The following is a 26,382-nucleotide window of genomic DNA, read 5'->3' as shown; positions in this document are numbered from 1 at the left end:
TGGCGGGAGCCACAACGCCCTTACTGCGCGTTGCGGGCCTCCAGCTCCTCTTCCTTCTGCCGATCGAAGAAGGCCATGATCCGGCTCATGATCGGGAAGGTACCTTCGCGCCCCAGGGCGGACACCAGGAACCAGGGCTCCTTCCAGCCCAGCTCGGCCACGATCTGTTCGGCCGCCGCCTTGGCCTCGTCCTCGAACATCAGGTCAGCCTTGTTCAGCACCAGCCAGCGCGGCTTTTGCAGCAGTTCCGGATCGTGCTTTTCCAGCTCGCGCTCGATCGCGCGCACCTGCTCGACCGGGGAGATGCCTTCCACGCCACCCTCCATCGGCGAGATGTCCACCAAGTGCAGCAGCAGGCGCGTGCGCTGCAGGTGGCGCAGGAACTGCGCGCCCAGGCCGGCACCGTCGGCCGCACCCTCGATCAGGCCCGGAATGTCGGCGATCACGAAGCTGCGGTAGTTCTCGACCTTCACCACGCCCAGATTCGGGTACAGCGTGGTGAACGGGTAGTCGGCCACCTTCGGCGTCGCCGCCGAGACAGCGCGGATCAGGGTGCTCTTGCCGGCATTGGGGAAGCCCAGCAGGCCGACGTCGGCCAGCAGCTTCAGTTCCAGCTTCAGCGTGCGCTCTTCGCCCGGCTCGCCCGGCAACGCCTGGCGCGGCGAACGGTTGGTCGAGCTCTTGAAGTGCATGTTGCCCAGGCCGCCCCTGCCGCCCTTGGCCACCAGCAGGCGGTCGTTGTGCTGGGTCAGGTCGCCGATGATTTCATCGGTGGCGACGTTGATGACCACGGTGCCGACCGGCACGGTGATGGTCAGATCTTCGCCGCCCTTTCCATAGGCCTGCCGGCCCATGCCGTTCTCGCCGCGCTGCGCCCTGAAGATGCGGTCATGGCGGAAGTCGACCAGGGTGTTCAGGTTTTCGTCGGCGCGGATGTACACGCTGCCGCCCGCACCGCCGTCGCCGCCGTCCGGGCCGCCGAGCGGAATGAACTTCTCGCGACGGAAGCCAATGCAGCCGTTGCCGCCGTTGCCGGCGAACACTTCGATTTCTGCTTCGTCTACCAGTTTCATTGTTTCGATGCCTGCGATGGGCGCGGCCAGCCTGCCGTCGCCTTGAATGTAATGCCTGCCGATGGCGGGCAACCCGGCGCAGCCGGTCTTGCTTTTACTCTAACGAAAAGCCCCGCCGAAGCGGGGCTCTTCATGCAGCATTCCCATGCCGGGGCACGGGTGCCGGCGGATGCCTGGATCAGGCTTCGGCCGAGACGATGCTGACGGTGCGACGCTTCTTCGGACCCTTGACCGAGAACTCCACCTTGCCGTCCACGAGGGCGAACAGGGTGTGGTCACGGCCCAGGCCGACGCCGGAACCCGGGTGGAACTGGGTGCCGCGCTGGCGCACGATGATGTTGCCTGCTTCGATGGCCTGGCCGCCGAAGATCTTGACGCCGAGGTACTTCGGGTTGGAGTCGCGACCGTTGCGCGAGGAGCCTACGCCCTTTTTATGTGCCATGACTGCTTCTCCTGATGCTTAGCCGGCGATGCCGGTGATCTCGATTTCGGTGTAGTACTGACGGTGACCCTGGCGCTTCATGTGGTGCTTGCGGCGACGGAACTTGATGATCCGGACCTTGTCAGCACGACCCTGGGACAGAACCTTGGCGGTGACGGCGGCGCCCTTCAGCGCATCGCCCAGCTTCACGCCATCGCTGTCGCCCAGCATCAGGATGTTGTCGAACTTGATCTCGCTGCCGACTTCGACTTCGAGCTTTTCAACGCGGAGCTTTTCGCCCTGCGCCACGCGGTATTGCTTACCGCCGGTGACCAGTACTGCGTACATGACCAGGCCTTCCTCTGTAGTTATTGTGGTCTGAGCTGCCGCCATCGAGGGCGGACAGGAGCGGAATTGTACGCAGATCAACGGCCGCGGGTCAAGTCAACCCCTGAACGGCCTAGGGGGCCCGGCCGGAACGGGGTCAGATCCCTTTTCACGTTGTGAAAAGGGATCTGACCCCCACCTGTCGGCCTGTCTCAGAAGGTGAGACACCGGGCTGGCATTGTCGCCCATTGCCCCCATCTGGTCACCTCGGTAGGCTGACCGATTGCCGTTCCCTGCTGGCCCGGCACCCAGCCAACGCCCCCACAACCGGATTCCCCATGGCGATGGATTTCATCCGCATCCGCGGCGCGCGGACGCACAACCTGAAGAACCTCGACCTCGACCTGCCCCGCGACAAGCTGATCGTGATCACCGGCCTGTCCGGCTCGGGCAAGTCGTCGCTGGCTTTCGACACGATCTACGCCGAAGGCCAGCGTCGCTACGTCGAGTCGCTGTCGGCCTACGCCCGGCAGTTCCTGAGCGTGATGGAGAAGCCGGACCTGGACCACATCGAGGGCCTGTCTCCGGCGATCTCGATCGAGCAGAAGTCGACGTCGCACAACCCGCGCTCGACGGTCGGCACGATCACCGAGATCTACGACTACCTGCGCCTGCTGTACGCCCGCGTCGGCACGCCGCGCTGCCCCGACCACGGCTATCCGCTGGAAGCGCAGACGGTCAGCCAGATGGTCGACCAGGTGCTGACGCTGGACCCGGAACAGCGCTACATGCTGCTGGCCCCGGTGATCCGCGATCGCAAGGGCGAACACGCGCAGGTATTCGACCAGCTGCGCGCACAGGGCTTCGTGCGCGTGCGCGTGGATGGCGAGCTGCATGAGATCGACGCGGTGCCGCCGCTGGCGCTGCGCCAGAAGCACACCATCGAGGCGGTGATCGACCGCTTCCGCCCGCGCGAGGACATCAAGCAGCGCCTGGCCGAGAGCTTCGAGACCGCGCTGAAACTCGGCGACGGCATGGCCTCGGTGCAGAGCCTGGACAACACCGCCAGCGCGCCGACCCTGTTCTCCTCCAAATACTCCTGCCCGGTCTGCGATTACTCGCTGCCGGAGCTGGAACCGCGCCTGTTCTCGTTCAACGCGCCGATGGGCGCCTGCCCCGGTTGTGATGGCCTGGGCATGGCCGAATTCTTCGATCCCTCGCGCGTGGTCGTGCATCCCGAGCTGTCCCTGGCCGCCGGCGCAGTACGTGGCTGGGACCGTCGCAATGCGTACTATTTCCAGCTGATCGCCTCGCTGGCACGTCACTACAAGTTCGACGTCGATGCCGCCTGGAACTCGCTGCCGGCCAAGGTGCAGCAGGCGGTGCTGTATGGCAGCGGCGAGGACGCAATCACGTTCACCTACTTCACCGAAGCCGGCGGCCGCACCCAGCGCAAGCACCGCTTCGAGGGCATCATTCCCAACCTGGAACGCCGCTACAAGGAAACCGAGTCGGCGGCCGTGCAGGAGGAGCTCGGCAAGTACATCAGCGAGCGCGCCTGCCCCGAGTGCAACGGTGCCCGCCTGAACAAGGCTGCGCGCAACGTGTTCGTGGCCGACCGGCCGCTGCCGGATCTGGTGGTGCTGCCGATCGACGAAGCCCTGAAGTTCTTCAGCGAACTGAGCCTGCCGGGCTGGCGCGGCGAGATCGCCTCGAAGATCGTCAAGGAGATCGGCGAACGCCTGGGCTTCCTGGTCGACGTGGGCCTGGACTACCTCACTCTGGAGCGCAAGGCCGATACCCTCTCCGGTGGCGAGGCACAGCGCATCCGCCTGGCCAGCCAGATCGGTGCCGGCCTGGTCGGCGTGATGTACGTGCTCGACGAGCCGTCGATCGGCCTGCACCAGCGCGACAACGAACGCCTGCTGGGCACCCTCACCCGCCTGCGCGACCTCGGCAACACGGTGATCGTGGTCGAGCATGACGAAGATGCGATCCGCCTGGCCGACTACGTGCTGGACATCGGCCCGGGCGCGGGCGTGCACGGTGGCGAGATCGTCGGCCAGGGCACCCTGCAGGACATCCTGGATGCACCCCGTTCGCTGACGGGCCAGTACCTGTCCGGCAAGCGCTCGATCGAGATTCCGGCGCGCCGGCACCGGCCGAATCCGAAGATGACCCTGCATCTGCGCGGCGCCAGCGGCAACAATTTGAAGGGGGTGGACCTGTCGATTCCCTCGGGCCTGCTGACCTGCGTGACCGGCGTGTCCGGCTCGGGCAAGTCGACGCTGATCAATGACACCCTGTTCTCGCTGGCCGCCAACGAGATCAACGGCTCCTCGCACCCGGTCGCCCCGTACAAGGAGATCGATGGCCTGGACCTGTTCGACAAGGTCGTGGACATCGACCAGTCGCCGATCGGCCGCACCCCGCGCTCGAACCCGGCCACCTACACCGGCCTGTTCACCCCGCTGCGCGAGCTGTTCGCACAGGTGCCCGAAGCGCGTGCGCGTGGTTATTCACCGGGTCGTTTCAGCTTCAACGTGCGCGGCGGACGCTGCGAGGCGTGCCAGGGTGATGGCCTGATCAAGGTCGAGATGCACTTCCTGCCGGACGTGTATGTGCCCTGCGATGTCTGCCACGGCAAGCGCTACAACCGCGAAACGCTGGAGATCCTGTACAAGGGCTTCAACATCAACGACGTGCTGGAAATGACCGTCGAAGATGCGCTGAAGCTGTTCGAGCCCGTGCCGTCGATCGCGCGCAAGCTGGAAACGCTGGTGGATGTCGGCCTGAGCTACATCAAGCTGGGACAGAGCGCGACCACGCTGTCCGGTGGTGAAGCGCAGCGCGTGAAGCTGTCCAAGGAGCTGTCGCGCCGCGATACCGGCCGCACCCTGTACATCCTCGACGAACCGACCACCGGCCTGCACTTCCACGACATCGAAGCGCTGCTGGGCGTGCTGCACAAGCTGCGCGACGAAGGCAACACGGTGGTGGTGATCGAGCACAACCTCGATGTGATCAAGACCGCCGACTGGATCGTCGACCTAGGGCCGGAAGGCGGCCACCGGGGTGGCACCATCCTGGTCACCGGCACGCCGGAAGACGTGGCCGCCTGCCCGCAGTCGTACACCGGGCAGTTCCTGGCACGCATGCTGCCGTCCACCAGTGCGCGCCCGGAGCAGCCGGCCGCCGTGGCCAACAAGCCCGACGCCCGGCCGCCGCGCAAGGTGAAGCCGGAGAAGGTGGCGAAGAAGGCCGTGGCCGCCAAGAGCACCGGCAAGGCCAGCAAGAGCACGACCAAGAAGAAGGACGCCTGATGAGCAGCGAACACAAGATCCTGGCCCGCATCCCGATCAGCGTGCGCTGGCGCGACATGGACAGCATGGGCCATGTGAACAACGCCAAGTACATCTCCTACCTGGAGGAAGCGCGCGTGCGCTGGATGCTGGGCGTGGAAGGCGTGTCGATGACCGACCGCATCGCGCCGGTGGTGGCCGCGACCAACGTCAACTACCGGCTGCCGATCGTGTGGCCCAACGACATCCTGGTCGAACTGTTCGTCGAGCGCCTGGGCAACAGCAGCGTCACCATCGGTCATCGCATCGTCGACCAGCAGGACGAGTCGAAGCTGTACTCCGATGGCAACGTGGTGGTGGTCTGGATGGATACCCAGACCGGCAAAAGCGCGCCGCTGCCGGACGCGATCCGCAGCGCATCGAGCTGATGGACTGCGGGTGGGTGCCGGCCCGGGTCGGCCCCACCCCGCCGGGCATGGCCCGGCGCTACCGACGCCGGTCCGACCCTGATACCCGGCGGAACGGGCGCTGCATCATGGAGCGGCCTTGCGTACCGTCAGCGTTGCGCTGGCGGTGCCACCGCCCTCCAGCTGCAACTGCAGCGGCACGACCTGCCCTTCCTTCAAAGCTCCCTCGCCTTCCATCAGCATCAGGTGCAGGCCACCGGGCTTGAGCTCGGTGCGCGCCCCGGCTGCAATCGGCAGCCGTTCGACTTCGCGCATCCGGCTGACACCGTCGACCACGGTGGTCTCGTGCAGTGACACGTCGCCGAAGGCCCTGCTGCCCGCGCCCACCACCGTTACCGGCGCTGCGCAGCGGTTCACGATCGTCCCGTAACCCGCCGTCATCGGCATGGCCGGGTTCGGCGGCAGGCGCACCCAGCCCTGCTCCACCGTCACACAGCGCGATTCCGCCGCCGCTGCTGCGGACGCACACAGAAGCAACAGTACGCCAACGAATGGTTTGGTTATCATCGCCCACGTTCCTTCTTCGCAACGAGACCGCAGCATGACGACGCTCATCGAGGTGATCAACCATGGTCCCATCCGCGAACTGCGCCTGGCGCGGCCGCCGGTCAATGCGCTGGACACCGACCTGTGCCGGCAGCTGATCCACGCCGTCGAGCAGGCCATGGCCGACGATGCGCACGGCATCGTGCTGTCCGGCAGCGAGCGCGTGTTCACCGGCGGCATGGACGTGCCACACCTGCTCTCCCACGGCGATGACAAGCACAAGCTGCTGGATACCTGGAATGCCTTCTTCGGCGCGGTACGTACGCTGGCCGAGAGCCGCATCCCGGTGGTCGCCGCGATCACCGGCCACGCCCCTGCCGGCGGTTGCGTGCTCGCCCTGTGCTGCGATTACCGGGTGATGGCGCGCAGCGCCGACCCGGCACGCCCGTATGCCATCGGACTGAACGAGGTGCAGGTCGGCCTGATCGCACCGGAAGGCATCCAGCGCCTGCTGCGCCGTACCGTCGGCGTGCACCGCGCGGGGGTGCTGCTCACCACCGGCGCCCTGGTGCCGGCCGAGCAGGCGCTGCAGATCGGCCTGGTCGACGAACTGGCCGAGGGCGATCTGGTGGTCGCCCGCGCCGTGGCCTGGCTGCAGAACCTGCTCAGGCAGCCGCGGCAGCCGATGCTGCTGACCCGCGCCGTGGCCCGCAATGACCTGCACGAAGCGCTGCACCCGGACCTGATCCAGCTGGACCGGTTCGTAGAGGCCTGGTTCGCCCCGGACGCACAGAATGCCCTGCAGGCGCTGGTGGCGCGGCTGGGCAAGTAACGGTCTCCGCGCTCTGGGGTCAGCCCCCTTCTGCAATGCGAAAGGGATCCGACCCCGGACCGGTATAATCAAGGCCTCTTCATTGTTGTGGCCGCCCCCTTGAACGACACGCCCGAACCCGTCGTCTCCGAGCTGATCGACCTGCTCACCCTGGAGCGGCTGGAGGACAACCTGTTCCGCGGACAAAGCCGCGACATCGGCACCAAGTACGTGTTCGGCGGGCAGGTGCTGGGCCAGGCGCTGGCCGCCGCCCAGGCCACGGTCGACAACGGGCGCCATGTGCATTCGCTGCACGCGTATTTCCTGCGGGCCGGCAACATCGACCATCCGATCGTCTACGACGTGGACCGCACCCGCGATGGCGGCAGCTTCTCCGTGCGCCGGGTGACCGCGATCCAGCATGGCAAGGTGATCTTCTTCTGTGCTGCCTCGTTCCAGCAGGCGGAGACCGGTGCCGAGCATCAGCACAAGATGCCCGAAGTGCCTCAACCGGAAGACATCGAGCCGAACCGCCCGTTGCCGGCCGAAGTGCTGGAGCGGCTGCCGATCAAAGTGCAGCGCTGGCTCTCGCGCGGTGGCCCGTTCGAGTTCCGCCACGTCTATCCCCGCGACGAACTGAATCCGCCCAAGCGCCCGCCCTATCACCAGGTCTGGATGCGGTTGAGCGAACCGGTCGGCGATGCCCCCGAGCTGCACCAGGCGCTGCTGGCCTACGCGTCCGACTTCCATCTGCTGGGCACGGCGACCTTCCCGCACGGCATCAGCTACTACCATCCGCACGTGCAGATGGCCTCGCTCGACCACGCGATCTGGTTCCACCGCCCGTTCCGCGCCGACGACTGGCTGCTCTATTCGCTGGACAGCCCCAGTGCGCAGGATTCGCGCGGCCTCGCCCGCGGCCAGTTCTTCACCCGTAATGGCGTGCTGGTGGCCAGCACGGCGCAGGAGGGCCTGATCCGCGTGGTTCCCGACCAGACTGCAGCGGCCGCCGTGCCGGCCAAGGACTGATCCGATGCGTCAGATCTTCAGCAGCCAGCGTGTGGAAACCGTCGAGGGCGTGGCCGAGCTCCTGCGCAGCCATGGCATCGAAGTGAAGGTGACCAATGGGCGCTCGTACAAGACCCGGCGCCGCGGCCAGTTCAGCTATACCGACCTGGGCAACACGCAGGGCTATCCAGCGGTCTGGATCGTACGCGCCGACGACCAGCCGCGTGCGCGCGACATCCTGCGCGATGCACGCCTGCTCGATACCACCCGCCGCGACCATCCCACGGCCGAGTTCGCGTTCCGCGACACGCCGGATGCCGGCAGCGGCGGGCGCAGCTGGGCCTGGCGGATCCGCATCGCACTGCTGGTGGTGATCGCTGGCGTGGCGCTGGTGATCGGCCTGCGCCACCGCGGTGGCCCGGCCCCCGCAGCACCCGCCCCCGCCCCGCAGACGCAACCGCAGCAGCCCGCACCGGAACAGGAAGAAGTGCGGGTCCGCATCCAGCCCTCGAAATGACGCGCCGGTAGCGCCGGGCCATGCCCGGCGAGCGCAGCGGACAGAAAAGCCGCCGGGAATGGCCCGGCGCTGCCGGGGCGCGAACCGGTCACATTCGGCACGCGGCCCCGTCATGGGACACAATCCCTGCAGGAGCCGCTGCCATGACGACGTTCGCCGCCAGCATCGACCAGACCCTGGAACGTGAACTGCCAGCCGCCAGCAGCGGCTGCCAGCAGGCGTACGGGCGCATCGTACTCGCCTGCCAGAACACCGTGACCGCCATCGCCCTGGCCATTACCGGCGATCGCCAGGCCAGCGAGGACATCGCGCAGGAAGCGTTCGTGAAGGGCTGGCAGCAACTGCACCAGCTGCGCAGTTCCACCAGCTTCCTGCCCTGGCTGCGGCAGATCACCCGCAACCTCGCGCGCGACTGGCTGCGTGCGCAGCGCGGCAGGCCCCTGAGCGGCGAAGCCGCCGAAGTTGCGCTGGGCATGGCGGCCGACCCCTCGCCGACTGCCGCCGACCGCCTGCAGCGACTGGAAGAGGAGGTTGCCGCCGAGGACATCATCTCGGCGCTGCCCACCGACAGCCGCGAAGTCCTGCTGCTTTACTACCGGGAAGGTCAGCGCTCGCAGCAGGTGGCGGACCTGCTGGGCCTGAGTGATGCGGCGGTGCGCAAGCGCCTGTCGCGGGCCCGCGCGCAGGTCCGCGAGGGACTGCTGCAGCGCTTCGGCGAATTCGCGCGCAGCAGCGCACCCAGCGCTGCCTTCGCAACCACCGTGGTCTCGATGGTGCTGATCGCTGCGCCCGGCACGGCCAGTGCCGCGATCCTGCTCGGCACCGGTGTGGGCATTGGCGGCAGCAAGCTGGGGTTGGGCGGCGCCAGCGCAGCCGGCGGTACCGCGATGGGATCGCTGACAGCGGCGCTGGGGCACCTGCATCTGGTCCCCGCCCACAACTGGGCAGCGATCGCCGGTGCCGTGCTGGGCGGCGTGCTCGGCAGCTACCTGGGCGGTCGCTTCCTGCTGTCCTACGCCGAAACGGAACCGGAGCGGACCCAGGTCCGGCGCTTCGTCCATCTCAACACCTGGACCGTGATGGCCTGCTGCCTGTCCATACTGCTGGTCGTGCTGCTGCAGACGCCGGTATGGGTACACCTGGTGGTCATGGCCATCGGCCTGGGTGCGGTCAACTACCAGTGCCTGGGACCGCTGCAGCGCCTGATGCGGCCCTTGATCGTGCGCGACGCAGCGCGGCGCGGGCGGCAGGGCATCAACTGGAAGTACGAAGCGATGTACGGCCGCAGCGCCATCATCGCGATGAACCTGCTGGTGATCGCCCTGGTGGCCTATACGCTGCTCGACAGCGGTCGCCTGTAACGGACGACGCCGGCAGTCTGCCGGCGTCGTCGTTGAACGTCGCGCCGTGATCAGCGCTGCGGCTTCGGTGCGGCGCCGTCACGCGGGCCCCCGTGGCGCGGGCCGCCATGCATCGGGCCCTTCGCCGCATCGAATTCGGCCTTGCTCAACTGGCCGTCCTTGTTGGTGTCGGCAGCGGCGAACCAGGCGTCGCGATGCTGCTTCATGCGCAGCTCGCGATCAGCCTTGTCCAGATAGCCGTCCTTGTTGAGATCGAGCTGGTCGAAACGTGCCGCCAGGCGCGGATCGGCCTTGGCCTCTTCGCGGCTGATGCGGCCGTCCTTGTCGGTGTCCAGCCTGGCCCAGCGCTCGCCGCCATGGCCGCCACGACGACCATGCTGCCCGCGCGGCATTTCATCGCGCGACAGCCTGCCGTCCTTGTTGCGGTCCAGTTCGTCGAACTTGGCCGCCAGACGTGGGTTGGCAGCGGCCTCGCTGCGGTCGATGACACCGTCACCGTTGGTGTCCAGCTTGGCCGGACGCTGTGCCGGTGCGGTCGGGGGAGTCGCCGCCAGCGCGACACCGGAGGCGGACGTGGCAAGCAGCAGGGCCAGCAGCAGGGGGGTACGGATCATGAGGTCACTCCTGGGGATGAGGTTGCGTCGGGGTGATCACTTCACCCTCGAATGACAACAACGCCCGGCCGCGACGGCGGTTGACGCGGTCGCCAGTTCCGTTCATCCGGCGGACAGTCGCGTTCATTGCGACACGCTGGGGCTATGCTGTGGCCATGGCGATCCACGGCGACAGAGACGACGAACTGCGGCTGTTCCAGACCGGCGAGCACCCCTGCGGGTACTGGCCGGACCGGGTGGCGCGCGACCTGGTGATGGATCCCCACGACCGTCGCCTGGGCGGCTTGTATCCCCTCGCACTCAGCTGGGGCTTCCGCCGCAGCGGCGACCTGGTCTATCGGCCCCACTGCGCGCAGTGCCATGCCTGCGTGGCGGTACGGATTCCGGTGGCCCGGTTCGCACCGGACCGCAGCCAGCGTCGCTGCGCCACCCGCAACGCCGACCTGGAAGTGCGGATCACCGCCGCCACTGCGCGCGAGGACCTGTTTGCCCTCTACCACCGCTATCTGGTGCACCGCCACGCCAACGGCGGCATGGACGATCATGGCCCGCACGAGTTCGAGCAGTTCCTGATCGGCAGCTGGTCGCACACCCGCTTCCTGGAGATGCGCCTGCCGGGCCACGATGGCCGGCGCAGCCAGCTGCTCGGAGTGGCCGTCACCGATGTCACCGAGCACGGCCTTTCGGCGGTCTATACCTTCTTCGATCCAGACCACGCAGCGCGGGGACTGGGCACGTTCGCCATCCTGCAGCAGATCGAATGGGCGCGTCGCGAAGGACTGCCGCACGTCTATCTGGGCTACTGGATCCGTGAACACCAGAAAATGGACTACAAGCGCCGCTTCCGTCCGCTGGAGGCCTACGATGGCCGTCGCTGGCACGATTTCGACCGCGATCTGGACGGCCGCTGACAAACCGCTGACACCGGGCGGGGTGCACAATAGGCGGCATGAACACCCAACCCCTGATTCTTGCCCTGGCCCTGCTGTGTGGCGCTGCGGCCCCTGCTCTTGCCAGGACCCCTGCGATGACCGAAACACCGTCTGCATCGCTGCGCCTGGCCACCTACAACACGTCGCTGTACTCCGATGAGGCCGGCGGCCTGATCCGGGAGCTTGAAGGCGACAGCGCGCATGCGCGCAAGATTGCCGCCGTGCTGCAGCAGGTGCGCCCGGACCTGGTGCTGCTGAACGAATTCGATTTCGACGACGCCCATCGCGCCGCCGACCTGTTCCAGAAGCGCTACCTGGAAGTGGCGCAGCCGGGCGGCGGCGCGCCGCTGCACTTCGCCTACCGCTACCTGGCCCCGGTCAACACCGGCGTGCCCAGTGGCCTGGACCTGGACAACAACGGCGTGGTCGGCGGCGAAGGTCGCAGCCGTGGCAACGATGCCTGGGGCTACGGCCTGCACCCGGGCCAGTACGGCATGCTGGTGCTGTCGCGCTACCCGATCGATGAAGCCAGGGTACGCAGCTTCCAGCTGCTGAAGTGGAGCACGATGCCGGGCGCGATCCGTCCGGTCGATCCGCGCAGCGGGCAGAGCTTCTACAGCGACGCCGTGTGGTCGAAGCTGCGCCTGTCGTCGAAGTCGCACTGGGATGTACCGGTGCAGACCCCGGCAGGCGTGGTGCATGCGCTGGTCTCGCACCCGACGCCGCCGGTGTTCGACGGCCCGGAAAAGCGCAACGCGGCGCGCAACCACGACGAACTGCGCCTGTGGCAGGAGTATCTCACCGCGGGTGACAAGCCCTGGCTGTGCGACGACAAGGGCCAGTGCGGAGGTCTGGCGCAGGATGCACGCTTCGTGATCCTCGGCGATCTCAACAACGACCCGGTCGACGGCGATGGCCGCCACGAGGCGATCGTCGAACTGATCGAGAACGCACGCGTATTGCGCTACCCCACCCCGCGCAGCGCGGGGGGTGAGGAAACCAGCCTCGCCTATGCCGCCAAGGGCATCGTGCGTAAGGGTGCGCCCTTCCACGCCACCGGCGACTTTGGCCCGAAGTCCGGCACCCTGCGACTGGATTACGTGCTGCCTTCCACCGGGTTCCAGTACGTGGGCAGTGGCGTGTTCTGGCCAGCCAGCAACAGCCCTGACGCGAAGATTGCCGACGGCAGCGACCACCACCTGGTGTGGGTGGATGTGAAGTGACCCCAGGCGCCAGGCGCGCTGCTCTGCCTTGCAGAAAGCCGCCGGGCGCGGCGCGGCGCTACCGGCTTACGGACGCAGCTCGACGCCGATGGCGTCGGCGGCATCACGGGCGATCGAGCGCGCCTCGTCGATGGTGTCGGCGCGCGCCAGGGTGACGCCGACACGGCGCTGACCGTGCACGCTCGGCTTGCCGAACAGGCGCACGGCCGTATCCGGCACCTGCAGTGCGGCAGCGACGTTGTTGAAGTACGGCACGCCTTCGCCCTGCGCCAGCAATGCACAGGATGCCGACGGACCACTCTGGCGGATCACCGGAACCGGCAGGCCCAGGATGGCGCGTGCGTGCAGCGCGAACTCGCTCAGTTCCTGCGATACCAGCGTCACCAGGCCAGTGTCGTGCGGGCGCGGGGACACTTCGCTGAACCACACTTCATCGCCCTTCACGAACAGCTCCACGCCGAACAGGCCCCAGCCACCCAGGTCATCGGTGATCGCACGCGAGATCTCCTCCGCACGCGCCAGCGCCTTGTCCGACATCGGCTGCGGCTGCCAGCTTTCGCGGTAATCGCCGTCCTTCTGCAGATGACCGATCGGCGCGCAGAACGAGGTACCTGCCGCGTGGCGCACGGTCAGCAGAGTGATCTCGTAGTCGAAATCGATGAAGCCCTCGACGATGCAGCGGCCGGCGCCCGCGCGGCCGCCGGTCTGCGCATACTCCCAGGCCGGCGCGATGTCCGCTTCGCTGCGCAGCGTGCTCTGTCCCTTGCCCGAGGAGGACATCACCGGCTTGACCACGCACGGCAGGCCGATGGCGGCCACGGCGGCGCGGTACTCCGCCTCGGTATCGACAAAGCGGTAGGGCGAGGTTGGCAGGCCCAGCGTCTCGGCAGCCAGGCGGCGGATGCCCTCACGGTCCATGGTCAGGCGTGCGGCACGCGCGGTGGGGATCACCCGCAGGCCCTGCTCCTGTTCCAGCTGTACCAGCGTCTCGGTGTGGATCGCCTCGATCTCCGGCACCACCAGATGAGGCTGTTCCTGGGCGATCAGCGCACGCAGCGCCATCGCATCCAGCATGTCGATCACGTGCGAACGATGCGCGACCTGCATGGCGGGCGCATCGGCGTAGCGGTCGGCGGCGATCACCTCCACGCCCAGCCGCTGCAGCTCGATGGCCACTTCCTTGCCGAGTTCGCCCGAGCCCAGCAGCAGCACACGGGTGGCGGAGGGCGAGAGGGGGGTTCCGAGCTTGGCCATGGAGGGGTCCGGCAGTGATGTGAAGGCGGGTGGGCATTCTAGCCGGTCCAGCGGCGGTTCCCGACGAACGGTAGTCGCCATCTGATATCAATTTGATATCGTCGCCTCGAACCCTCAAGGACGTACTGCCATGAAAGAGAAGTCGCTGTCCTCCCTCAACGGCCTGGGCACTCTGGCGGGCGCATTGCTCGTCGCCGTCTTCGGCGGTGTGCTGTTCGTGCTGGGCATCGCCGCCAAGGCGTCGACCGGCTCCCCCAACCTGCTGATGATGCTGGTTGGCGCGCTGGTCGCGGTGGTGGCGCTGTTCGCGCTGGCGGGCCTGTACACCGTGCAGCCGAACCAGGCCGCGGTGGTGAGCCTGTTCGGCAAGTACGTCGGCACCGTGAAAGACAATGGCCTGCGCTGGAACAACCCCTTCTACAGCAAGCGCCACGTCAGCCAGCGCGTGCGCAATTTCGAAAGCGGCAAGCTGAAGGTCAACGAGCTCGATGGCAGCCCGATCGAGATCGCCGCAGTGATCGTCTGGCAGGTGGTCGATGCCTCCGAAGCGGTCTACAACGTGGACGACTACGAGAGCTTCGTGCACATCCAGTCCGAATCGGCGCTGCGCGCGATGGCCACCAGCTATCCCTACGACCAGCATGAAGAGGGCCAGCTGGCGCTGCGCAGCCACGCCAGCGAGATCTCCCAGCACCTGAAGAACGAGTTGGCCGAGCGCCTGGCCGACGCCGGCGTGCAGGTGATCGACGCACGCATCAGCCACCTGGCCTACGCTGCCGAAATCGCCCAGGCCATGCTGCAGCGCCAGCAGGCCAACGCGGTGATCGCGGCACGCACGCGCATCGTTGCCGGTGCGGTCGGCATGGTCGAGATGGCCCTGGGCGAACTGCAGAAGAACGGCGTGGTGCAGCTGGACGAGGAACGCAAGGCGCACATGGTCAGCAACCTGTTGACCGTGCTGTGTTCGGACCGGGGCACGCAGCCGATCGTCAACGCCGGTTCGCTGTACTGAATCACCCTCGCAACGGGGCGCCCCACCGCCCCGCCAGGAGCATCCATGAGCGAGAAGAAAGCCTATCCACTGCGCATCAACGCCGACGTCCTGGCCGCGGCGCAGCGCTGGGCCGACGACGAACTGCGCAGCCTCAACGCGCAGATCGAGTACCTGCTGCGCGACGCGCTGCGCAAGGCCGGCAGGCTGCCGCATCCCAAGCCACCTCAGGAGGAGAAGGAATGAGCAAGCGCTGGACGTACCAGACCCTGGAAGTGCCCTCGACGCTGATGGGCAGCATGAAGACCGAAGCCGTGCAGGAGGCGTTGAACAAGCAGGGCCAGCTTGGCTGGGAGCTGGTCAACATCGTGATCCCCGCGCCGATGAGCGCAGCGGTGCTGGTCTTCAAGAAGGAGCTCTGACCATGCAGACCCGCCGTTCGCTGTTCGCCCTTTCACTGGCGCTGCTGAGCGGTGGCGCATTCGCCGCCGAACCGCAGCAGGTTGCCGCCCGGTTGCTGGACCACCTGCAGGCCGGCCGCATCGCCGATGCGGAGGCGATGCTGACCCCGCAGATGGCCCGTGCCGTTCCCGCCGAGAAGCTCGACAGCGTGTGGCGGTCCCTGGGCGAACTGCAGCAGCGCGGCCAGGCCCGCAGCAGCGAGCAGCAGGGCCTGCACCTGGTGGAAGTTCCGCTGCAGTTCACCGGTGGCGCGGTGATCGCGCAGGTGGCCGTGGATGCACAGGACAAGGTCGCCGGCCTGCTGCTGCGCCCCGCCCCCGCGGCCAAGGCACCGCCGCCGCCGGCCGATGCGACCTACAGCGAAGTTGATTTCAGTGTGCCGCAGACACGCGGTGCGCTGCCCGGCACGCTGGCGCTGCCCAAGGGCAAAGGCCCGTTCCCGGCAGTGGTGCTGGTGCACGGCTCGGGCCCGCAGGACCGTGACGAAACCATCGGCGGCAACCGTCCCTTCCTCGATATCGCCCGTGGCCTCGCCGCGCACGGAATCGCGGTACTGCGCTACGACAAGCGCACTCTCGCCCGGCCCCAGGATTTCCAGAGCGGCACCTTCACTGTCGATGACGAATCCACCGACGATGCGGTGGCGGCACTGGAGGCCGTCGCCAGCGACCCGCGCATCGACGGCCGCCGCGTGTTCGTGCTCGGCCACAGCCAGGGCGGCATGCTTGCGCCACGCATCGCCAGCCGCTGGCCACAGGCGCGTGGCGCCATCCTGTGGGCCGCTCCCGCGCGCACGCTGCTGGACCTGCTGCCGGAACAGAACCGCTACCTGCTGAGCCTGGACGGCGACATCAGCGCGGCCGGTCAGGCGCTACTGGACAAACTGGACAGCCAGATCGCCGCAGCACGTGGCAGCACGCCGGTACCCGCCAGCGAACTGCCACTCGGCGTTCCGCAGTCCTTCTGGAAGAGCATCGAAGCCGTAGATGCCCGCGCCGATGCACAGCGGCTGCGCGCACCGCTGCTGATGCTGCATGGCGGGCGCGATTTCCAGGTTCCCGATGCCGACTGGGCACTCTGGCAGAAGGCCCTCGCCCGGCGCGACGATGTGCAGTGGCGGACCTATCCGGCGCTGAACCACATCGGCATCGCTGGCAGCGGCCCGAGTTCGTTGAAGGAGTACACCCGGCCCGGCCATGTCGATGCGGGGTTGATCGATGACATCGCCCGATGGGTGGAGGCACAACGATGAGCCCCAATGAAGCCCGTCCGTTCGAGCTGGCTGGCAGTTCACCCCTGCGCGTGCTGTGGGTGCTGTTGCCGGTGCTGGCCGTGCTGGTCATCAGCGTGTACGTGCAGTTCAGCCGCACGCGTGCGCCTGCACCATGGATGGAAGTCACCCTGTCGCCGCCGTTCTTCCTGATGAACGGCAGCGCGGCATGGAGCATCGCCGTGCTGGTGCTGATCGGCGTGGGCCTGGGTACTTCGTTCTTCCGCCGCCGCGTGGAGCTGGTGGGTGGCGTGCTGGATGTGCGCTCGACGCTGTACCGACGGCGTACACCGGTGCGCGACATGCTGCTGGACCAGGCCGAGGTGGTGGACCTGGCGCAGGACCGCCGCTATGGCATCCGCTTCAAGACCAACGGCTACTCGATGCCCGGCTTCTATTCCGGGCATATGCGGCTGCAGGGCGGCGGCAAGGGCTTCGCCCTGGTCACCGACCGTCACCGCACGCTGGCGATCCCGGTGCGCGGCGGCAGCACCCTGCTGCTGAGCATGGAACGCCCACAGGCATTGCTTGACGCCCTGCGCAAGGTGGCCGCAGCCGCGCCACGGCAGTAAGCTGCGGACATGCATCGCCGACCGCTGCTGCTGAACACCGAGGCCATCGAACTGTGGCCGGCCGATCTGCTGCGCGCGCGCAGCAACCTCGATGCACGCCTGCTGGCGCGGGCCCGCTGGGTGCTGCGGCGCAAGCGCGATGGCCGCTATCTGGCCGCCGTGCTGACGCAGGGCGTTCATTCGCTGGTGCCGCGTCTGCCGCACGAGCCTGGCGTGGAGGAGGCGCTGGCACTGCTGGATGCCCGCGCGTCACGCCCTGTCGCTGCGGCACTGGAGCAGCGATGGCTGCCCCTGGCGGGCTTGCAGCAACGCCTGCAGCACCTTGGCCTGGATGCGCAGGGTTACGCGGATGACACCGGGCTGCCGCTGGAAGCCGAGCCGTGCCTGCTGCATTTCGCCGGCCGCGATCGCTTTTCGCGGCCCCTGTGGTTGCGCCGCGACGCGGCGCAGGGGTGGCGGCGGATGCGCCTGCACGCGGCCCGCGATGGCGTTGCCCTGGATGCCATTTCCGGCTTCCGCAGCCATGCGTACCAGTTGGGAATCTTCGAGCGGAAGCGCGGCCGCGGCCTGAGCGTGGCGGAGATCCTGAAGGTCAACGCCGCGCCGGGCTTCAGCGAGCACCACAGCGGGCACGCACTGGATATCGGCACCCCGGGCGATGCACCTGCAGAGGAATCGTTCGAGCGTACCGATGCGTTCGCGTGGCTGCAGGCGCACGCCCGCGGGCATGGATTCCACCTGAGCTACCCGCGCGGCAACCCGCACGGGATCGTCTACGAGCCCTGGCACTGGTGCTGGAGACCGGCCAACGGCTGAGCCCCTCCCCGCACTGCCCTCACCGCCGCAGGGCGTCGATCGCCAGCAGCACCCATCCCATCATCAGGCTGGTGCCGCCCACAGGCGCCAGCCGGGTAGGCCACTGCCAGAGCGCGCTGCCCACCAGGCTGCCGGAGAACAGCACGACGCCCAGCAGCAGCACGTACAGCGCCAGATGTGCGATCACGCCCTGCGCGCGCCGTCCCACTGCAACCAGCACGGCACCATGGGCGAACGCATACAGCGCCGCCATGTTCAGATGCTGCTGCGCCTGCGGATCGGACACGCCATGCGAGGCATAGGCCGACAGGCCGATCGAAGCGGCCGCCAACAGCGCACCGATGCAGGCCAGCAGCGAGGGCTTACGCGCACGTCGTTCCAGATTGAACATGACTGCTCCTTGCGCGGCGCCCGCCCGGCGGCGGACGCGGGATGAAAAAAAACGCGCCGCAGGAAGCGGCGCGTTTTCGTGTCCAACACTACATGGGTCAGCCAGCGCTTACTTGACGGCCCAGTAGATGTCGTAGGTGCCTTCCTGGGTGAACGACTTGTCCACGCCGTCCTTCCACGATTCGTACGGACGGTCGATGACTTCGTTGCCCGAGGTCACTGCCCACGCACGCAGGCCGTTGCGGGCCACGTCCAGGCCGGCCATGTGACCGGTGTAGGCCGCATGCGCCGAACGATGCGGGGCGACATGCACGTACTTGACCGGGGCACCACCGTCGATCTTGACGGTCAGCTCCTCACCGGTGGCACCTTCGGTACCCTTCTTCTTCACCGGCTGTGCGATGTCGAAGGCGTACTTCTCGGCACCGAAATCGGTGGTGATGATGCGGAACGGACCGGCGGCTTCAAGGCCATTGGCCTCCATCACGCGCTTGATCCACTCCTGGTTGTCCTTGATGGACTTGGTGATGGTGTCCTGGCCGCGGTCGACGTTGCCGGCGTTGACGACCAGCAGGTCTTCGGCCGGCACCTGCACGATACCCAGATCGGTCAGCGGCGCTTCCGGGGTGCGGTAGTCGACGTTCGGCACGGTGGCCAGCATGTTCGCCATGCGCGACAGGCCCAGCTTGATGTCGTCGCCGATCTGGCGGCTGACATACAGGCCGGCGTAGCGACCGAACAGGTCGAAGCCGTACTTCACCGAGTAGTCCTGGGTGATCTTGACGTTGCGACCACCCTTGCCGGTCGGCTCCAGATTGAAGGTGGTGACCTTGTCGTGACCCTTGGTCGGGTCTTCGATGGCGATCACAACACGCTTGTTCTCTTCGGCCTCGGTCACCTTCCAGGAACCGTTGCCCAGGTCCTTGGAGGAGAAGTCGAGGGTGGCACCGACGCCGGAGGCCGGGCCGGACAGCTTCAGTTCAACGGCGGGATCGCGCAGTACCAGCGGGTTCCAGTCCTTGAAGCGGCGCAGGCTGCTGACCGTGTCGTACACGATCGTCATCTTGCGGTTGGTCTCGATGCTTTCGGTGATGTGGCGCTCGCCCGGCAGACATACGCCAATGATGACGAACAGGCCAGCCACGATCCCCAAGGCGATCAGGAACTCGATAATACGGGTCATTCAGGAGTCTCCGGGGCCGATCCCACGGCCGGGTTGATTGAAGCGAAGCGCCAATCCTAGCAGGCTTCGCGGGCATTGTTTATCGGGATTGGCGCACCGGTTTCCCTGCCGGCTGCGTATTTGTATGGACAAAGGATTGGCAGGGTAGCGCATCCGGCCGCCCCACATGTAGGGGGCAACCCGCCCCGGGGCCCGGGAATGCCGGCCAAACCTTTGCCGGAGAAGGCTTTTCGTCAGACCAGCTGCAGTTCGAACGCCTTCAGGACGGCCCGCGTGCGGTCGCGCACGCCCAGTTTGGACAGGATGTTGGACACATGGTTCTTGATGGTGCCCTCGGCCACGCCCAGCGAATTGGCGATCTCCTTGTTGGAGAACCCGCTGGCCATCAGCCGCAGGATCTCCGTCTCGCGGTCGGTCAGCGGGTCCGGCCGGTCCAGGCTGACGAAATCATTGCGCATGTGTTCCAGCCCGGACAGCAGCCGCTGGGTCACCGCCGGCTGCACCAGCGATCCGCCGTCGGCCACGGTGCGGATGGCGCCCACCAGCTGGTCCAGGGTCACGTCCTTGAGCAGATACCCCTTGGCGCCGGCCTTCAGGCCCGCCAGCACCAGCTGGTCGTCGTCGAAGGTGGTCAGGATGATGGTCGGCGGCAGCTGCTCCAGCCGCGACAGGACCTGCAGCGCCTCCAGCCCGGACATCACCGGCATGCGCATGTCCATCAGGACCACATCCGGACGGACCTGGGGCACCAGTTCGACCGCCTGCCGGCCGTCGCCGGCCTCGGCCACCACCTCGATGCCGTCGTCCAGCGCCAGCAGCGAGCGGATTCCCTGCCGCACCAGGGTTTGGTCGTCGACCAGGCAGACGCGAATCATCAACGCACTCCTTCAGGAACCTTGGTAAGGGCGGCCACCAGCACGGTTGCCGGCACCGTCGCACGCAGGCAGAAGCCTTCGCCGGGGCGGGTTTCCACCTGCAGCTGGCCACCGCATTGTTGCAGGCGCTCGCGCATCCCGCGCAAGCCATTGCCCACATTGACCATTTCCGCACCGACACCGTCGTCGCGCGCCTCGACCACCACCCGGTCCGGTGCCTCACGGTACACCCGGATCCACAGATGGCGGGCCCCGGAGTGGCGCACCGTATTGGTGATGATCTCCTGGGTGCAGCGCAGCAGCACGTGGGCCCGCTGCGGATCCTCCACGTTCAGGGGGTCCTCGATGTCCAGCTGGATGTCCAGCGAGGGCACGTTCTCGGTCAGCGGGCGCAGCGCGGCAGCCAGGTCGATGGCACTGGTCTCGCGCAGTTGGCTGACCACTTCGCGCACATTGCCCAGCAGCAGCTTGGCCAGCGTGTGCGACCGTTTCACGTGGTCCAGCGCCTTGCCTTCGGCCAGATGGCCGGCCACTTCCAGGTTCAGGGTCAGCGCGGTCAACTGATGCCCCAGCAGGTCATGAAGCTCGCGCGAGATGCGGGTGCGCTCGTTGACCCGTGCGCTCTCGGCCAGCAGGGCGCGGGTCGCCCTCAGCTCCGCATTCAGCCGGCGCTGCTCGTCGCGGGCGTCGGTCTGCTGCCGTGCGACCAGGCTGGTCACGAACATGAACATGGAGAAGCCGCCATACAGCAGCGACTGCATGAGTGCCTCGAACAACGGCATGTCGAGAATCAGATAGTAGACCGGCAGCACCGCCAGCTGGCTGAGCAGCAACCAGATCACGCCACTGCGCACGGGCAGCATCCACGGGATCACCCCGGCGGCCACCATCATCAGGATGCTGCCCAGGCCCGAACCGCTCAGGTAGCTGACGCCCAGGGCCGAGCCGGTCAGTACCACCAGCACCACCCGGTCGTACCAGGCGGCCTGGCTGCTGTCGCGCAGGCCACGGGTCAGCCAGAAGTAGCCGGCGCCGAAGAACAGGTAGGCGGCAAACAGCCACAGGGACCAGCTGTCGATGCCGCTGCCGCCGTGCCGCAGCATCGACTCGTATTGGGAATACACCACGGGCAGGCCGACCATGACCCAGGTGAACAGGCCGGCCAGGCGCAGGACTCGGATTTGGCTGAGATATCCCAACATGGAGGCATCTTAGGCTGAACCAGCGCTCTTGCCCCCGGGCAGAAGTCATGGCGACGGGCGTGCCCCCGCCAGCCACCCATGCAATAATCGTGCGCAGGGTCCGTTGCAGGACCAACCGCGTTACCCCACGGAGTCACAATGTCGATTGTCATCCGCGACGTGCGCGAGCACGAGCTCGATTCCGTCCTGGCTTTGAACAACAACGCTGGCCTGGCCATCCTTCCGCTGGATGCCGCACGCCTGCGCCTGTTCTATGAAACCGCTGAGTACTTCCGCGTCGCCGAGCGCGACGGCAACCTGGCCGGGTTCCTGATCGGCTTCGGCAGCGACAGCCAGCACGACAGCAGCAACTTCGCCTGGTTCAAGCAGCAGCTGGACACCCCGTTCTTCTATATCGACCGCATCGTGGTCGCCAGCCGCCGCCGCGGTGGTGGCGTCGGCCGGGCGTTCTACGCCGATGCGCAGAGCTTCGCCGAGCTGCGCTACCCGCAGATGACCTGCGAAGTCTTCCTCGACCATGGTGCCGATGCCGCCCTGCTGTTCCACGGCAGCTTCGGCTTCCGCGAGCTGGGCCAGAACACCATGCCGCAGGTCGATGTGCGTGCCAGCATGCTGGCCAAGGAACTGTGCAGCTACCCGTGGGTACAGGAGACCTACGGCGGCAAGCTGCCGGATGTGGCATGGACACGCGACCGGCAGCTGCCGGCGCAGGCACAGCGGCCGACGGGGACCTGAGCGTGGCGGTGAATTTCGATTACGAACAGGCAGGTGAACTGAAGATCGGCCAGGTCGGCATCGCCAACCTGCGCGTGCGGACCCTCGATGTCGAACGGCTCGTGCAGGAAATGCGCGAACGGGTGACCCGCGCCCCGAAACTGTTCGGCCGTGCCGCGGTGATCCTGGACTTCGGCGGCCTCAGCCAGGTACCGGACGTGGCCACCGCCCAGGCGCTGGTCGATGGCCTGCGCAGCGCCGGCGTGCTGCCGGTGGCGCTGGCCTATGGCACCAGCGCGGTCGACCAGCTCTCGCAGCAGCTCGGCCTGCCGCTGCTGGCCAAGTTCCGCGCCCAGTACGAGCGTGTCGAGACCGAGCCGGCCCCGCCGCCTGTGCCTGCGCCGGAGCCGCGCCGCGCCGCCCGCGCTGAACCGAAGCCGGCCCCGGCCGCTCCGGTGGCCAGGGTGGCCGAGGGCTCGGCACCGCAACCGGGCCGCATGCAGCTCGGCAACGTACGTTCCGGCCAGCAGCTGTACGCGGAGAACTGCGACCTGACGGTCATGGCGACTGTCGGCGCCGGTGCCGAGGTCATCGCCGACGGCAGCATCCATATCTACGGCACCCTGCGCGGCCGCGCGCTGGCAGGTGCCCAGGGCAACACCGCGGCACGCATCTTCTGCCGTGATTTCCATGCGGAACTGGTGGCCATTGCCGGCCACTACAAGGTACTGGACGATGTCCCGGACAACCTGCGCGGCAAGGCCGTGCAGGTGTGGCTGGAACAGGACCAGGTCAAGATCGCTGCGCTGGACTGACGCAGCCCCAACATCATGCAGAACCAGGAGAAGTCCTTTGGCTGAAATCATCGTAGTCACCTCCGGCAAGGGCGGCGTCGGCAAGACCACTACCAGCGCGAGCCTGGCCTGCGGCCTGGCACGGCGCGGCAAGAAGGTGGCGGTGATCGACTTCGACGTCGGCCTGCGCAACCTCGACCTGATCATGGGCTGCGAACGCCGCGTGGTGTACGACTTCGTCAACGTCGTGCACGGCGAAGCCACCCTCAAGCAGGCCCTGATCAAGGACAAGCGCTTCGACAACCTGTACGTGCTGGCTGCCTCGCAGACCCGCGACAAGGACGCGCTGACCCAGGAGGGCGTGGGCAAGGTGCTGAAGGACCTGGCCGCCGACGGTTTCGACTTCGTGATCTGCGACTCCCCGGCCGGTATCGAGAAGGGTGCCTTCCTGGCCATGTACTTCGCCGACCGCGCGGTGGTGGTGGTGAACCCGGAAGTGTCCTCGGTGCGCGACTCTGACCGCATCATCGGCCTGCTGGACTCGAAGACACACAAGGCCGAATCCGGCCAGGACGTGCCGGCCTTCCTGCTGCTGACCCGCTACAGCCCGTCGCGCGTGGAAACCGGCGAGATGCTGAGCATCGTCGACGTGGAGGAAGTGCTGGGCCTGAAGGCGATCGGCGTGATCCCCGAATCGGGTGACGTGCTGAACGCCTCCAACAAGGGCGAGCCGGTGATCCTCGACGGCGAATCGATCGCTGGCCAGGCGTATGACGATGCGGTGAGCCGCATCCTGGGCGAGGAGCGGCCGATGCGCTTCACCACCGTGGAGAAGAAGGGCTTCTTCAGCAAGCTGTTCGGAGGGTAAGCATGGGCCTGTTTGATTTCCTCAAAGCGAAGAAGACCACCGCCGAAACCGCCAAGAACCGCCTGCAGATCATCATCGCGCAGGAGCGCAGCCATCGCGGTGGCCCGGACTACCTGCCGCTGCTGCAGCGCGAGCTGCTGGAAGTGATCAAGAAGTACGTCAACATCGACGTCGACGCGGTGAAGGTCGACCTGGTCAAGGATGGCCAGCACGACGTGCTGGACATCTCCGTGGCGCTGCCGGAAGGCCCGGAAAAGCCCTGACCCCCTGCCCCGCCCGTGCCTGCATGGGCGGGGCTGCACGATTCCGCATGACTGACACGACAACCGCCGTGGACATCACCTGCGTGGGCGATATCGCCTTCGCCGATGCACAGCGCCTGCTTGCCGCGCATGGGCTGGAGCTGCACCACGTCGCCGCCGGCGAGCCGATTCCCGGCAGCTACTGGGGCGAACCTGAAGCAGGCATCATCGCCAGCAACGTGTATGTGCGCGACGACACGCCCGTGCATTCGATGCTGCACGAGGCCTGCCATCTGATCGTGCTGCCGCCGGAGCGGCGCGCGCAGGTGCATACCGATGCCACTGATTCGGTCGCCGAGGAAGATGCCACGTGCTACCTGCAGATCGTGCTGGCCGCGCAGCTGCCCGGTGTCGGCAGCGCACGGCTGATGGCCGACATGGATGCGTGGGGGTATACGTACCGATTGGGATCGACGAGAGCGTGGTTCGAGCAGGACGCCGAAGACGCGAAGGCGTGGTTGATCGAACGCGGGTTGCCAGTGGCGTAAGGCCGCGGGCGCGGTTGGCCACGGGCGCGTGGCGACGCGCCGAACCCTGCGGCGCCCCTTTTTTCACTCGGCGCGGTTCGAGCAGGACGCCGAAGACGCGAAGGCGTGGTTGATCGAACGCGGGTTGCCAGTGGCGTGAGGCCGCGGGCGCGGTTGGCCACGGGCGCGTGGCGACGCGCCGAACCCTGCGGCGCCCTTCTTTTCACTCGGCGCGGTTCGAGCAGGACGCCGAAGACGCGAGAGCCTGGCTGATCGAACGTGGATTGCCGGTAGCGTGACGCGCCGCGAAACGGGGTCAGATCCCTTTTGCTGCGCAAAAGGGATCTGACCCCATCACCCCTGCCCTGCCAGCGCACGCAGGGTAATGCCGACGATGTACGCCAGGTAGGTCCCGGTGGCGTAGCCCATTGTTCCCAGCAGCACGCCTACCGGTGCCAATGCAGGATGGAAGGCGGCGGCCACCACGGGCGCCGAGGCCGGACCGCCGATGTTCGACTGCGAGCCGATGGCGAAATAGAAGAACGGCACCTTCAGCAACCGGCCCAGGCACCACAGCAGCACGATGTGCACGGCGATCCAGATCAGGCCGAGCAGGAACAGCCACGGACGGTCCAGCAATGCCAGCAGATCCATCTGCATGCCGATGCAGGCGATCAGGAAGTACAGCAGCAGCGACCCCAGACGTGACGCTCCCGCTCCCTCCAGCGTGCGCGCGCGGGTGAAACTCAGGCCCAGGCCCAGCGTGGTCGACAGCACCACCACCCAGACGAAGGGAGCATCCAGGCTGAACTGCGATGCCCAGCCGACATGGGCCTTGAACCAGGCCGCCAGCGGCGCGCCGATTGCATGCGCCAGACCGACGCCACCGAACGCAACGGCGACGATCAGCATCAGATCGGTCAGGCTGGGAATGCGCTCGTGTTCGGCCTGGAAGCGCGCGATGCGTTCCTTCAGTTCGTCGATGGCCGAGGTATCGGCACCGCTGCGTGCGTCGATCTTCGCGGCGCGCCCGGCGAGGAAGATCAGTACCGCCATCCAGACGTAGCCGACACCCACGTCGACCACGGCGAACTGGCCGAAGGTGGTGGCGTTGACGTCGAATACTTCGCGCATCGCCAGCATGTTGGCGCCACCGCCGATCCAGCTGCCGGCCAGTGCGGCCATGCCGGCCCAGGTGTCGCCGGCAACGGTTTCCGGGTGCAGCGCGCGCATCAGCAGGAAGGCGACCACGGCACCGAGCATGATGCTGGCGGAGGCGCCCAGGTACATCAGTACCAGCTTCGGCCCCAGCCGCAGGATGCCCTTGATGTCCACGGCCAGGGTCAGCAGCACCAGCGCCGCCGGCAGCAGGATGTCACGCGCGACCGGGTTGTACAGCGCGGTGTTCTGCCCGTCGATCAGGCCGACGGTGTTGTAGATGCCAGGAATGAGATAACACAGCAGCAACGCCGGCACGAAGGTGTAGAAGCGCTTCCACGGCCCCTGCTCCCGCGAGGCGGTCCAGAACACGGCCCCCAAAGTGGCGGCGATCAGGCCGAAGACCACGATGTCGTTCTGGATCAGGGCGTTCGAAGTCATGCGGGCGCTCGGGTAGAGCCGAGCCATGCTCGGCTGCTGTTGGCGGGAAAGGAGGCACAGAGCAGCCGAGCATGGCTCGGC

Annotated in this window: 30 protein-coding genes; 19 read left to right on the top strand and 11 right to left on the bottom strand. The window is 67.1% G+C overall.

Features of this window, described 5'->3' with window-relative positions:
- Positions 1-20 precede the first annotated feature (20 nt).
- The 3 genes from cgtA to rplU form a co-directional block, all read right to left on the bottom strand.
- Entirely contained in the window at positions 21-1,073 is a 1,053-nt protein-coding gene (gene cgtA / locus N8888_RS05090; RefSeq protein ID WP_065181115.1) for an Obg family GTPase CgtA, read from the bottom strand.
- A 178-nt stretch (positions 1,074-1,251) separates the two neighbouring features.
- Complete coding sequence (gene rpmA, locus N8888_RS05085; protein ID WP_053516127.1) at positions 1,252-1,515, bottom strand: 50S ribosomal protein L27; 264 nt, start codon at positions 1,513-1,515, stop codon at positions 1,252-1,254.
- 18 nt (positions 1,516-1,533) lie between these two features.
- Positions 1,534-1,842: a 50S ribosomal protein L21 gene (gene rplU / locus N8888_RS05080; protein WP_006424709.1), complete on the bottom strand. Its 309-nt coding sequence runs from the start codon at positions 1,840-1,842 to the stop codon at positions 1,534-1,536.
- A gap of 317 nt (positions 1,843-2,159) precedes the next feature.
- Here rplU and uvrA point away from each other — a divergent pair, with 317 nt between their 5' ends.
- Together uvrA and N8888_RS05070 are read left to right on the top strand one after the other, a co-directional pair.
- On the top strand, positions 2,160-5,144 hold the full coding sequence (gene uvrA, locus N8888_RS05075) for an excinuclease ABC subunit UvrA (protein ID WP_053516129.1): 2,985 nt from the start codon (positions 2,160-2,162) through the stop codon (positions 5,142-5,144).
- Positions 5,144-5,551, top strand: a complete 408-nt coding sequence (locus tag N8888_RS05070; protein WP_053516131.1) for an acyl-CoA thioesterase — start codon at positions 5,144-5,146, stop codon at positions 5,549-5,551. Before uvrA ends, N8888_RS05070 begins: the two co-directional genes overlap by 1 nt.
- A 105-nt stretch (positions 5,552-5,656) precedes the next feature.
- Here N8888_RS05070 and N8888_RS05065 read toward each other — a convergent pair whose 3' ends face one another.
- Positions 5,657-6,097 carry a copper chaperone PCu(A)C gene (locus N8888_RS05065; RefSeq protein ID WP_053516133.1) on the bottom strand — a complete coding sequence of 147 codons (441 nt, stop codon included), beginning with the start codon at positions 6,095-6,097 and terminating at the stop codon, positions 5,657-5,659.
- 34 nt (positions 6,098-6,131) lie between these two features.
- Here N8888_RS05065 and N8888_RS05060 point away from each other — a divergent pair, with 34 nt between their 5' ends.
- The 4 genes from N8888_RS05060 to N8888_RS05045 all read left to right on the top strand — a co-directional run bounded on the left by N8888_RS05060 (position 6,132) and on the right by N8888_RS05045 (position 9,773).
- Complete coding sequence (locus tag N8888_RS05060; protein ID WP_053516135.1) at positions 6,132-6,908, top strand: enoyl-CoA hydratase/isomerase family protein; 777 nt, start codon at positions 6,132-6,134, stop codon at positions 6,906-6,908.
- A gap of 87 nt (positions 6,909-6,995) precedes the next feature.
- Positions 6,996-7,916, top strand: a complete 921-nt coding sequence (tesB, locus tag N8888_RS05055; protein ID WP_414487809.1) for an acyl-CoA thioesterase II — start codon at positions 6,996-6,998, stop codon at positions 7,914-7,916.
- 4 nt (positions 7,917-7,920) lie between these two features.
- A complete protein-coding gene (locus N8888_RS05050) occupies positions 7,921-8,412 on the top strand; it encodes a pathogenicity-like protein (protein WP_053516139.1) in 492 nt (163 codons plus the stop codon).
- Between the two features lie 143 nt (positions 8,413-8,555).
- Entirely contained in the window at positions 8,556-9,773 is a 1,218-nt protein-coding gene (locus N8888_RS05045) for an RNA polymerase sigma factor (RefSeq protein ID WP_253120475.1), read from the top strand.
- Between the two features lie 50 nt (positions 9,774-9,823).
- Here the strand turns inward: N8888_RS05045 and N8888_RS05040 are convergent, their stop codons facing one another.
- On the bottom strand, positions 9,824-10,387 hold the full coding sequence (locus N8888_RS05040; RefSeq protein WP_053516143.1) for an EF-hand domain-containing protein: 564 nt from the start codon (positions 10,385-10,387) through the stop codon (positions 9,824-9,826).
- A gap of 155 nt (positions 10,388-10,542) precedes the next feature.
- Here N8888_RS05040 and N8888_RS05035 point away from each other — a divergent pair, with 155 nt between their 5' ends.
- A complete protein-coding gene (locus N8888_RS05035) occupies positions 10,543-11,298 on the top strand; it encodes an arginyltransferase (RefSeq protein ID WP_180875430.1) in 756 nt (251 codons plus the stop codon).
- Positions 11,299-11,336: 38 nt separating this feature from the next.
- On the top strand, positions 11,337-12,542 hold the full coding sequence (locus N8888_RS05030) for an endonuclease/exonuclease/phosphatase family protein (RefSeq protein WP_111186571.1): 1,206 nt from the start codon (positions 11,337-11,339) through the stop codon (positions 12,540-12,542).
- A gap of 66 nt (positions 12,543-12,608) precedes the next feature.
- Here the strand turns inward: N8888_RS05030 and purT are convergent, their stop codons facing one another.
- Positions 12,609-13,796, bottom strand: coding sequence for a formate-dependent phosphoribosylglycinamide formyltransferase (gene purT / locus N8888_RS05025; protein WP_053516148.1), 1,188 nt, complete (start codon positions 13,794-13,796; stop codon positions 12,609-12,611).
- Positions 13,797-13,926: 130 nt separating this feature from the next.
- Here purT and N8888_RS05020 point away from each other — a divergent pair, with 130 nt between their 5' ends.
- Genes N8888_RS05020 through N8888_RS04995 form a run of 6 tightly spaced genes read left to right on the top strand, consistent with a single transcriptional unit; the run spans position 13,927 to position 17,907 of the window.
- On the top strand, positions 13,927-14,808 hold the full coding sequence (locus N8888_RS05020) for an SPFH domain-containing protein (protein WP_053516150.1): 882 nt from the start codon (positions 13,927-13,929) through the stop codon (positions 14,806-14,808).
- A gap of 45 nt (positions 14,809-14,853) precedes the next feature.
- Complete coding sequence (locus N8888_RS05015; RefSeq protein ID WP_053516152.1) at positions 14,854-15,033, top strand: type II toxin-antitoxin system antitoxin; 180 nt, start codon at positions 14,854-14,856, stop codon at positions 15,031-15,033.
- Positions 15,030-15,209 (top strand): DUF4177 domain-containing protein, encoded by a 180-nt coding sequence (locus N8888_RS05010; RefSeq protein ID WP_053516154.1) that lies wholly within the window; start codon positions 15,030-15,032, stop codon positions 15,207-15,209. Before N8888_RS05015 ends, N8888_RS05010 begins: the two co-directional genes overlap by 4 nt.
- Positions 15,210-15,211: 2 nt before the next feature.
- Entirely contained in the window at positions 15,212-16,501 is a 1,290-nt protein-coding gene (locus N8888_RS05005) for an alpha/beta hydrolase (RefSeq protein WP_197600834.1), read from the top strand.
- Positions 16,498-17,091: a PH domain-containing protein gene (locus tag N8888_RS05000; RefSeq protein ID WP_053516158.1), complete on the top strand. Its 594-nt coding sequence runs from the start codon at positions 16,498-16,500 to the stop codon at positions 17,089-17,091. Before N8888_RS05005 ends, N8888_RS05000 begins: the two co-directional genes overlap by 4 nt.
- Before the next feature lie 9 nt (positions 17,092-17,100).
- Complete coding sequence (locus tag N8888_RS04995) at positions 17,101-17,907, top strand: M15 family metallopeptidase (protein ID WP_263177792.1); 807 nt, start codon at positions 17,101-17,103, stop codon at positions 17,905-17,907.
- Between the two features lie 19 nt (positions 17,908-17,926).
- On the opposite strand, the gene N8888_RS04990 is transcribed toward N8888_RS04995, so the two are convergent.
- The 4 genes from N8888_RS04990 to N8888_RS04975 all read right to left on the bottom strand — a co-directional run bounded on the left by N8888_RS04990 (position 17,927) and on the right by N8888_RS04975 (position 21,557).
- On the bottom strand, positions 17,927-18,298 hold the full coding sequence (locus tag N8888_RS04990) for a DUF423 domain-containing protein (protein WP_053516162.1): 372 nt from the start codon (positions 18,296-18,298) through the stop codon (positions 17,927-17,929).
- Positions 18,299-18,406: 108 nt separating this feature from the next.
- The gene (locus N8888_RS04985; protein ID WP_053516163.1) at positions 18,407-19,480 is read right to left on the bottom strand and encodes a polyketide cyclase; all 1,074 of its coding nucleotides are present in this window, start codon (positions 19,478-19,480) and stop codon (positions 18,407-18,409) included.
- A 233-nt stretch (positions 19,481-19,713) separates the two neighbouring features.
- Positions 19,714-20,355: a response regulator gene (locus N8888_RS04980; RefSeq protein ID WP_053516165.1), complete on the bottom strand. Its 642-nt coding sequence runs from the start codon at positions 20,353-20,355 to the stop codon at positions 19,714-19,716.
- Positions 20,355-21,557, bottom strand: a complete 1,203-nt coding sequence (locus N8888_RS04975; RefSeq protein WP_053516166.1) for a sensor histidine kinase — start codon at positions 21,555-21,557, stop codon at positions 20,355-20,357. Before N8888_RS04975 ends, N8888_RS04980 begins: the two co-directional genes overlap by 1 nt.
- A 138-nt stretch (positions 21,558-21,695) precedes the next feature.
- Here N8888_RS04975 and N8888_RS04970 point away from each other — a divergent pair, with 138 nt between their 5' ends.
- From N8888_RS04970 to N8888_RS04950, 5 genes are read left to right on the top strand one after another with little or no spacing between them, the layout of a single operon-like run.
- The gene (locus tag N8888_RS04970; protein ID WP_053516169.1) at positions 21,696-22,292 is read left to right on the top strand and encodes a GNAT family N-acetyltransferase; all 597 of its coding nucleotides are present in this window, start codon (positions 21,696-21,698) and stop codon (positions 22,290-22,292) included.
- Positions 22,238-23,086, top strand: a complete 849-nt coding sequence (gene minC, locus N8888_RS04965; protein ID WP_263177791.1) for a septum site-determining protein MinC — start codon at positions 22,238-22,240, stop codon at positions 23,084-23,086. Before N8888_RS04970 ends, minC begins: the two co-directional genes overlap by 55 nt.
- Before the next feature lie 37 nt (positions 23,087-23,123).
- A complete protein-coding gene (gene minD, locus N8888_RS04960) occupies positions 23,124-23,933 on the top strand; it encodes a septum site-determining protein MinD (RefSeq protein WP_053516174.1) in 810 nt (269 codons plus the stop codon).
- 2 nt (positions 23,934-23,935) lie between these two features.
- Positions 23,936-24,196 carry a cell division topological specificity factor MinE gene (minE, locus tag N8888_RS04955; RefSeq protein WP_053516176.1) on the top strand — a complete coding sequence of 87 codons (261 nt, stop codon included), beginning with the start codon at positions 23,936-23,938 and terminating at the stop codon, positions 24,194-24,196.
- Positions 24,197-24,243: 47 nt separating this feature from the next.
- Positions 24,244-24,723 carry a hypothetical protein gene (locus N8888_RS04950; protein ID WP_065182371.1) on the top strand — a complete coding sequence of 160 codons (480 nt, stop codon included), beginning with the start codon at positions 24,244-24,246 and terminating at the stop codon, positions 24,721-24,723.
- A 333-nt stretch (positions 24,724-25,056) separates the two neighbouring features.
- Here the strand turns inward: N8888_RS04950 and N8888_RS04945 are convergent, their stop codons facing one another.
- Entirely contained in the window at positions 25,057-26,301 is a 1,245-nt protein-coding gene (locus N8888_RS04945; RefSeq protein WP_053516181.1) for a DUF819 family protein, read from the bottom strand.
- Between the last annotated feature and the right edge of the window lie 81 nt (positions 26,302-26,382).

This window comes from Stenotrophomonas maltophilia, from assembly GCF_025642255.1.
Lineage (GTDB): Bacteria > Pseudomonadota > Gammaproteobacteria > Xanthomonadales > Xanthomonadaceae > Stenotrophomonas > Stenotrophomonas maltophilia_P.
The sequence above is the reverse complement of the archived record's forward strand: the minus strand, read 5'-3'. Positions and strand labels throughout refer to the sequence as shown.